Below are 7,669 nucleotides of genomic sequence, written 5' to 3' on the forward strand. Positions count from 1 at the left end.
CGGTGACGCCGGGGTCGTGTTCGTGGAATGGTGAGTCGTCGGAGACTCCTGTGACGGTTGTGATTGATCCGGCGTCTGGTGCGACGGTGACGATCTTCGACGACGCCGACAACGCGATTCGGTCGTTCACGAAATCCGATTCAGTGACGGTGGCGCCGGGGCCCTACTCATGGGAAGCGAATGCCGCAGAGGGCTTCGTGATCTCGGGGAGTTCCTCAGGCGAGTTCCTGGCTGCGGAATGTTCTCCTTCACCCCTTGGTTCCATCGGTGACTTTGTCTGGTACGACGGGGTTGAACCTGACGTGGATGGCATTCAGGGTTCCGGAGAGCCGGGAATCGCCGGTGTGATCGTGAATCTGTACGACGGTACCGGTACCACGAAGCTGGACTCCGTGGTGACCGACGCCGACGGCAAGTACCTGTTCACCGAACTCGCGGCCGGCACGTACGTGGTCGAGTTCGTCATCCCCGATGGCCTCGGTGGTGATCCCGACTTCGGTGGCCTCACGATCGTCGGCAAGGGAACGATCGAGACAGGCAGTGACGCCGACCGCACGACGGGACGGACCGGCGTGATCACGTTGGCAGCGGGCCAGAACGACTTGACGTGGGATGCCGGTGTTGTGAGGCCGGCGGTTCTTTCGACGACCGGGACTCGTCCGCCGACGACCGAGACTCTGCCGTTCACCGGTTCGTCAGGGACCGGAGCAGTCGGGATCGGGGCTGCCTTGCTGCTGCTCGGTGGTCTCGCGGCGCTGGCGTTTCGAAAGAAGGAAGACGCGATCGTGGAGACCGGTGTGGTGAGCCGACTCGATTGGTACCACCCTTAGGTCTCAGTGAGGGACGTTGAGGCCCCGGCCGTTGGCCGGGGCCTCGTTGTTGCGTGAGACAGCCGGGGGGGGGTGTCGCTCGCAAGACCCGCACAACGAAGACACAGCCGCTGCGGTGGGTCGGAGTGGGAGGACGTCGTGAACGGCGTTCCTGGCCGGTAGAACGCCGCAGAGGTTGCCTGCCGAGGCACTAGCATGTCGTTCACCATGCAAGAAGAGCGCGATGCAACCAACGTACGATCCGAAGGCCGTCGAATCGCGCTGGTACGACCGATGGGATCGAGCCGGCGTCTTTCGCCCTGAGCACAATCCCGATGGCGAACCCTTCTGCGTCGTCATTCCACCTCCCAATGTGACCGGTCAGCTCCACATGGGGCACGCCCTCAACCATGCGATCCACGATGTGATCGTGCGCCGCAAACGCATGCAGGGATATGCGGCCCTCTGGCTCCCCGGCGCCGACCACGCAGGCATCGCCACTCAGAACGTCGTCGAGCGCGACCTGGCGGTCGAAGGTCTGTCCCGCCACGATATCGGCAGGGAGGCCTTCATCGAACAGGTCTGGACCTGGAAGCGCCAATACGGCGAGCGGATCAGCGTCCAGATGCGCCGTCTCGGGGACTCTGTCGACTGGACTCGGGAACGGTTCACCATGGACGAAGGCCTCTCGCGCGCCGTGCGGGAAGTGTTCGTGCGCCTCTACGAAGAGGACCTCATCTACCGCGGCAACCGGATCATCAACTGGTGCCCTCGCTGTGGCACGGCGTTGGCGGAGATCGAAGTCGAGTACGAGGACGAGCCGGGGGAGCTCGTCTATCTCACCTACCCCTTCACCGATGGCCCAAGCGGCATCACCGTCGCCACCACCAGGGTGGAAACGATGCTCGGCGACACGGCAATCGCGGTGCACCCGGACGACGTCCGGTACCAGCCGTACGTGGGGCGCACCGTCCGACTGCCCCTCGTGGGTCGTGAGATCCCGGTCATCACCGACGAGGCAGTCGATCCCGAGTTCGGGACCGGTGCCGTCAAAGTGACACCTGCTCACGACCCGAACGACTACGAGATCGGCCGGCGGCACGGTCTCGAAGCACCCAAGATCCTCGATGAGGGCGCCATGATCGCATTCACGGGCCTGCCGTTCGACGGGATGGACCGATTCGAAGCTCGCGAAGCGGTCAAGCATGAGCTCCACAAGGCCGGTGTCGTCGAGAAGGTCGAAGACCACACCCACTCGGTCGGCCACTGCTACCGCTGTGGCACCGTCATCGAGCCGTATTTGTCCGACCAGTGGTTCGTCAAGGTGCGACCGCTCACGATCCCTGCCATTGATGCCGTGCGGGATGGAAAGACTCGCTTTTTCCCGAAACGCTGGGAGAAGAGCTACTTCCACTGGATGGAGAACTTGAGGGACTGGTGTATCAGTCGCCAGATCTGGTGGGGTCACCGGATCCCGGCCTGGTACTGCGACGACTGCGGCGAGACGATTGTTGCCGTTGAAGATCCGACGGTGTGCTCATGCGGATCGGCGAGCCTCCGGCAGGAGGAAGACGTGCTGGACACGTGGTTCTCCTCGGCACTGTGGCCGTTCTCCACACTCGGATGGCCGGATGAGACCGATGACCTCGAGCGCTTCTACCCGAACGCCGTGATGATCACGGGCTTCGACATCATCTACTTCTGGGTGGCCCGCATGATGCAGATGGGGCTGCATTTCATGGGTGATGTTCCGTTCGTCGACACCGTCATCCACGGCCTCGTGCGCGACGTCTCCGGTCGCAAGATGTCCAAATCGATCGGCAATGCCATCGATCCGCTCGACGTCATCGACGAGCACGGCGCCGACTCTCTGCGCCTCGCGCTGATCCAGGCGGCAGCTCCCGGACACGACGTTCCGTTCGACATCGAATGGGTCGAAGGTGCCCGCAAGTTCGGTAACAAGCTGTGGAACGCGGTCCGGTTCGGCCTCTTGCACACCGGTGACGTTCCTGCGGACGGCGGCTATCCGGACGATCCGGCACCGGTCGATCGCTGGATCCTGTCCCGTCTCGGTGAAGTGGTCGAACGGTTCGACGACCTGTGTGACCAGTACCGGCTCTCCGACGCGTACGCGTCGCTGTACAGCTTCGCTTGGTCAGAGGTGTTCGATTGGTATCTCGAGATGGCCAAGGCCCCGCTGCGGGACCCCGCCAGGGCCGCGGAGGCTCGTCAGACGCTCGGAGTGGTCCTGCGTGATCTTCTCAAACTCTTCCACCCCGCGATCCCCTTCGTGACCGAGGAGCTGTGGAGCGAACTCGTGGGCGGAGATGGGCTTCTCGCAGGATCGAGGTGGCCCGGCGTCCCGGACTATCGGGCCCCGACGGGCATCGCAACGCTTCAAGAGCTCGTCACCGGGGTGCGGCGTTTCCGCGCCGAGCACGGACTCGGCCCCCGTAGGCCGCTTGCCATGATGGTGACGGATTCGGACGGACTGGAAGGCAGCTGGTGGGAAGAGCAGCTGCGCGCGCTGGCGTTCGTCGAACCCGAATTCGGCGATCCTCCCGGGGACGCCACCGGTTTCACCCGCCTGGTGGCCGGAAGCATCCAGGGGTTCATCCAGCTTTCCGGGCTCGTCGACCTGGAAGCAGAGCGGGCACGACTGGAGAAGTCGATCGCTGCGGTTCGAGCAACCCTCGCACGCTCGGAGGCCAAGCTGGCCAACGAGAACTACCGTTCGAAAGCACCGGCCGACATCGTCGCGAAGGAGTCCGCCAAAGCAGACGAGCTTCGCCACAAAGTGGACAAGCTCGAGGCCCAGCTCGGCGAGCTGGGCGGCTGAAGCGGGGCGATTACGAAGTACGAAGAGGCTGTCGCCTTTCTTGATCGGCACATCGGGTTCGGAATGCGGCCGGGACTCGAGCGAACGCGCGTCTTGCTCGACCTCATGGCGAACCCACAGGACACCTACCCGATCATCCACATCACCGGCAGTAACGGGAAGACGTCGACGTCGAGGATTGCTGCTTCGGCGATCTCCGCGCACGGTCTCGCCGTCGGTTCGTTCACGTCGCCGCATCTCGAAAGGGTCGAGGAGCGTCTTGGTGTCAACGGGCATCACGCAACGGCCCGTGAGTTTGCCGAGGCTGTCGCGGACGTCGCACCATTCGCCGATCTCCTGGAACAACGGACAGGGGAGCGTCCGACGTATTTCGAGCTGACCGCGGTGATGGCGTTCGCGTGGTTTGCCGAACGTACGGTGGATGTCGGTGTCGTCGAAGTCGGGCTCGGCGGCCGCCTTGATTCCACCAACGTTGCCGATGGCGAGGTCGCGGTGCTCACCGGCGTTTCGAAAGAACACGTCCGGGTTCTCGGATCGACGCTGCGCGAGATCGCCGTCGAGAAGCTCGCTATCGCCAAACCGGACAGCGTCCTCGTCACCGGTCCGTTGCCACCGGAAGCGGAAAAAGAGGCCGAACGTCGCGTCGCCGAGCTCGGAATCCACCGCTGGAAGTACGGTGAGGACTACCGGCTGCGGGATGCAGCGCTTGCCCTCGGTGGATGGATGGTCGACATCGACGGTATCTACGAAACCTATGAGGATGTCTTTCTGCCGCTGCACGGTCGGTATCAGACTCGGAACCTGGCTGTCGCCGTTGCGGCGGTCGAAACGCTGTTCGGGCGCGCCCTCGATCCCGAGGCACTGCGCGAGGGTGTTGCGGCAGCGACCTCGCCGGGCCGCCTCGAGGTCATCGGCCGGCGACCTCTCACGATCGTGGACGGCTCACACAATGAAGAGGGATTCGGTGTGTTGGCGGCATCGCTCGACGAGGAGTTTCCCTTGCTGGAGTGGACGGTCATCCTCGGAGCGCTGGGTGACAAGGACCTGGAGGGCATGATCGGCCACCTGCGCGGCAAGGTCCGCAGGTTGATTGCCACCGCTCCGGTGAGCGATCGGGCAATCTCGGCCGACAAGGTGGCCGATGTGGCCCGCGCCGCTCTGGGGCCGGACGTCGAGGTACGACAAGTTGCCGGAGTCGGTGCTGCCGTTCGCGAGGGGATCGCCACAACAGGAGAAGACGGGGCAGTCATTGCGACTGGATCACTGTATGTCGCCGGTGAAGCCAGGCCCGTGATGTCGTCACTGGCGAAACAGTCCACCGGCGCTGCCAAACTGTGACCGATTGAAAGGAACGCAATGGAACATACTTTTGTCATGGTCAAGCCGGACGGCGTCGCGCGAGGTCTCGTGGGTGAAGTGATCAGCCGATTCGAGCGCAAGGGACTTCGGCTCGAGAAGATCCGGCATCTCGTCATCGATGAAGCAATGGCACGCCACCACTACGCGGAACACGTTGAGAAGCCATTCTTCGGCGAACTGCTCGAGTTCATCACGTCCGGGCCGGTAGTGGCGATGGAGTGGGCCGGAGACGCGGCCATCGCGGTTGCCCGCATTCTCATGGGGGCAACCGACCCGAAAGAGGCCATACCCGGTACGATCCGCGGTGATTTCGGACTCATGGTGACGCAAAACATCGTTCACGGATCCGACTCTCCCGAGAGCGCGGCACGCGAGCTGGACATCTTTTTCGGCTGCTGACACGGCAGTTATCGTCCGATCATCGGCCGGACGTCGCGTGAGAATCCCGCTTCACCATGGTGCGACGCATCGGCCATCGGTGAAGGATCCGAGCTTCACGCAGTGTGGGATATGCGGGCAGTCAACTAAGCTACGGCAGTCCCGATCCGAGGCCCCTTTTATTGGCTGAGCCGCTGTTCTCATTTGCAGGTCAAGACATGGCGATTGACCTGGGCACCGCGAACACACTGGTGTATGTTCGCAACGTAGGCATCGTTCTCAACGAGCCGTCTGTCGTCGCGATCAATGTGCGATCAAATCGTGCCCTTGCCGTCGGCATGGAAGCCAAGAGGATGATCGGACGGACACCTTCCTATATTCGGGCGATCCGGCCGCTCAGGGACGGTGTGATCGCCGACTTCGACATCACCGAGAAAATGCTCCGCTACTTCATCCACAAGGTGCATCGGCGCAAGTGGGCCAAGCCCAGGATTGTGATCTGTGTACCGTCCGGAATCACACCGGTTGAGCGGCGCGCCGTCGAAGAGGCCGCCTATCACGCAGGGGCGCGTCGCGCCTACACCATCGAAGAACCGATGGCGGCCGCGATCGGGACGGGACTACCTGTCGGTGAGCCGTCAGGGTCGATGGTGGTCGACATCGGCGGCGGGACGACCGAGGTCGCGGTCATCTCGCTCGGCGGTATCGTCGAGTCGCGCAGTATCCGCATCGGTGGGGACGAACTCGACACGGCGATCATCGACTGGGTGAAGAAGGAGTACAACTTGTTGCTCGGTGAGCGTACCGCCGAGCAGATCAAGATGGCTATCGGATCGGCGTTCCCCTATCCGGACGAACCCGCCGCCGAGGTTCGCGGCAGGGATCTGGTTACTGGCCTTCCGAAAACGATCGTGTTGACCAGCCCGGAGATTCGCGAAGCAGTCGAGGAACCGGTCCAGCAGATCGTCGATGCAGTGAAATACACGCTCGACAAGACACCGCCGGAGCTGTCGGCAGACATCATCGAGCGCGGCATCGTCATCACGGGAGGAGGCGCTCTCCTGAGCGGGATCGATGAACGCCTCGCCCACGAGACGGGCATGCCGATCGTGTCGGCCGATCGTCCGCTCCAGTCCGTTGTACTCGGTTCGGGGAGATGCCTGGAGGACTTCGACGCGCTGCAGGGGGTTCTCATCTCCTCGAGTCGCCTGTGAGGTGAGCCCATGAACGGGCACGAACGGCGCCCCGAACAGAGCAGGCCCAGATGAGGAACCGAAGAGCGCCCGATCGCGCCACGTCGTTTCTCGTGGTGCTCGTCATCATCGCGTTTTCGCTGATGACGCTCGACATCAGGAATTCGGGTGGCGGAGTCACGGGAACACTTCGCAGTGGTGTGCAGACCGTATTCACTCCGGTCCAGAAGCTCGCCACGTCGATCATCGATCCCGCGATCGATATGGTCGACGGGATCGCAAACGTCGCAGGCCTTCGCGACGCCAACAAGGAACTTCAGCAGCGGATCGCAAGCCTCGAGTCCAGACTCGACACGGTGGCAACGCTCGAAGCCGAGGTCGCCTCGTTGCGCCGTATCCTCGCCCTGACTCCGGCAGACGAGTCGATCCCAAAGGTCGCAGCCAGAGTGATTGCCCGTGGAGACAGCTTCGATGCAGGCTTTCAGATCGATGCCGGAAGCAACGACGGGGTACTGGTTGGCAACCCCGTCGTCGACGAGAACGGAGCGCTGGTCGGCACGATCACCGAGGTGACCGGCGATTCCGCGACCGTCGTGCCGATCGTGGCTCCATCGTCGGACGGGGTGCGGGTCAAATCGCAGACAGGTGAGGCCGGCATCATCCTGGGCCGGGGGGGCGGAGAACTCGATCTCGAAGTCCTCGAGGCCACAGAACCCGTGTTCACCGGCTATCTCCTCGTCACCGCGGGAAGTGTTCGGTATCCGGTCGGGATCAATGTGGCGAAAGTGTCTGCGGACGCTCGCCCAGAGGCACAACGAATCGTCACAACCGCCATTCCCATGGCGGATTTCTCCAAGCTCGATTTCGTCGTCGTGCTGCAGTGGACGTTCTCAACGGAGGTCGACACGACGACCACCTCGACCACGTCCACGACGACAGGGACCTCCGACGGGGGATCAGGGTGAGCCGTCGTATCGCGCTCTCGCTGCTGGCCATCGCCGTCGCCGTGATCATCCAGACGACACTGCTGGCCCGGATCCCCGTGTTCGGGGTCGTGCCCGACCTGGTGCTGCTGACGGTTATCGCCTGCG

The 7,669-nt window shown here is 63.2% G+C and carries 7 protein-coding genes; all 7 read left to right on the plus strand.

The features are described 5' to 3' along the window. The first annotated feature begins 50 nt into the window (after positions 1-50). Positions 51-830 (plus strand): LPXTG cell wall anchor domain-containing protein, encoded by a 780-nt coding sequence (locus tag GWP04_11315; GenBank protein ID NIA26140.1) that lies wholly within the window; start codon positions 51-53, stop codon positions 828-830. A gap of 223 nt (positions 831-1,053) precedes the next feature. After that, positions 1,054-3,648, plus strand: a complete 2,595-nt coding sequence (locus tag GWP04_11320) for a valine--tRNA ligase (GenBank protein NIA26141.1) — start codon at positions 1,054-1,056, stop codon at positions 3,646-3,648. A 63-nt stretch (positions 3,649-3,711) separates the two neighbouring features. Then, positions 3,712-4,986, plus strand: a complete 1,275-nt coding sequence (locus GWP04_11325) for a dihydrofolate synthase (GenBank protein NIA26142.1) — start codon at positions 3,712-3,714, stop codon at positions 4,984-4,986. 18 nt (positions 4,987-5,004) lie between these two features. Continuing rightward, positions 5,005-5,406, plus strand: a complete 402-nt coding sequence (locus GWP04_11330) for a nucleoside-diphosphate kinase (GenBank protein ID NIA26143.1) — start codon at positions 5,005-5,007, stop codon at positions 5,404-5,406. A 161-nt stretch (positions 5,407-5,567) separates the two neighbouring features. Further along, positions 5,568-6,599: an MreB/Mrl family cell shape determining protein gene (locus GWP04_11335; protein NIA26144.1), complete on the plus strand. Its 1,032-nt coding sequence runs from the start codon at positions 5,568-5,570 to the stop codon at positions 6,597-6,599. Between the two features lie 50 nt (positions 6,600-6,649). Then, positions 6,650-7,543 (plus strand): hypothetical protein, encoded by an 894-nt coding sequence (locus GWP04_11340; protein NIA26145.1) that lies wholly within the window; start codon positions 6,650-6,652, stop codon positions 7,541-7,543. Continuing rightward, on the plus strand, positions 7,540-7,669 hold a 130-nt coding region (locus GWP04_11345), incomplete at its 3' end, for a rod shape-determining protein MreD (GenBank protein NIA26146.1). The genes GWP04_11340 and GWP04_11345, both read left to right, overlap by 4 nt.

The sequence above is a fragment of the Gammaproteobacteria bacterium genome, from assembly GCA_011682695.1.
GTDB lineage: Bacteria > Actinomycetota > Acidimicrobiia > Spongiisociales > UBA4744 > BMS3Bbin01.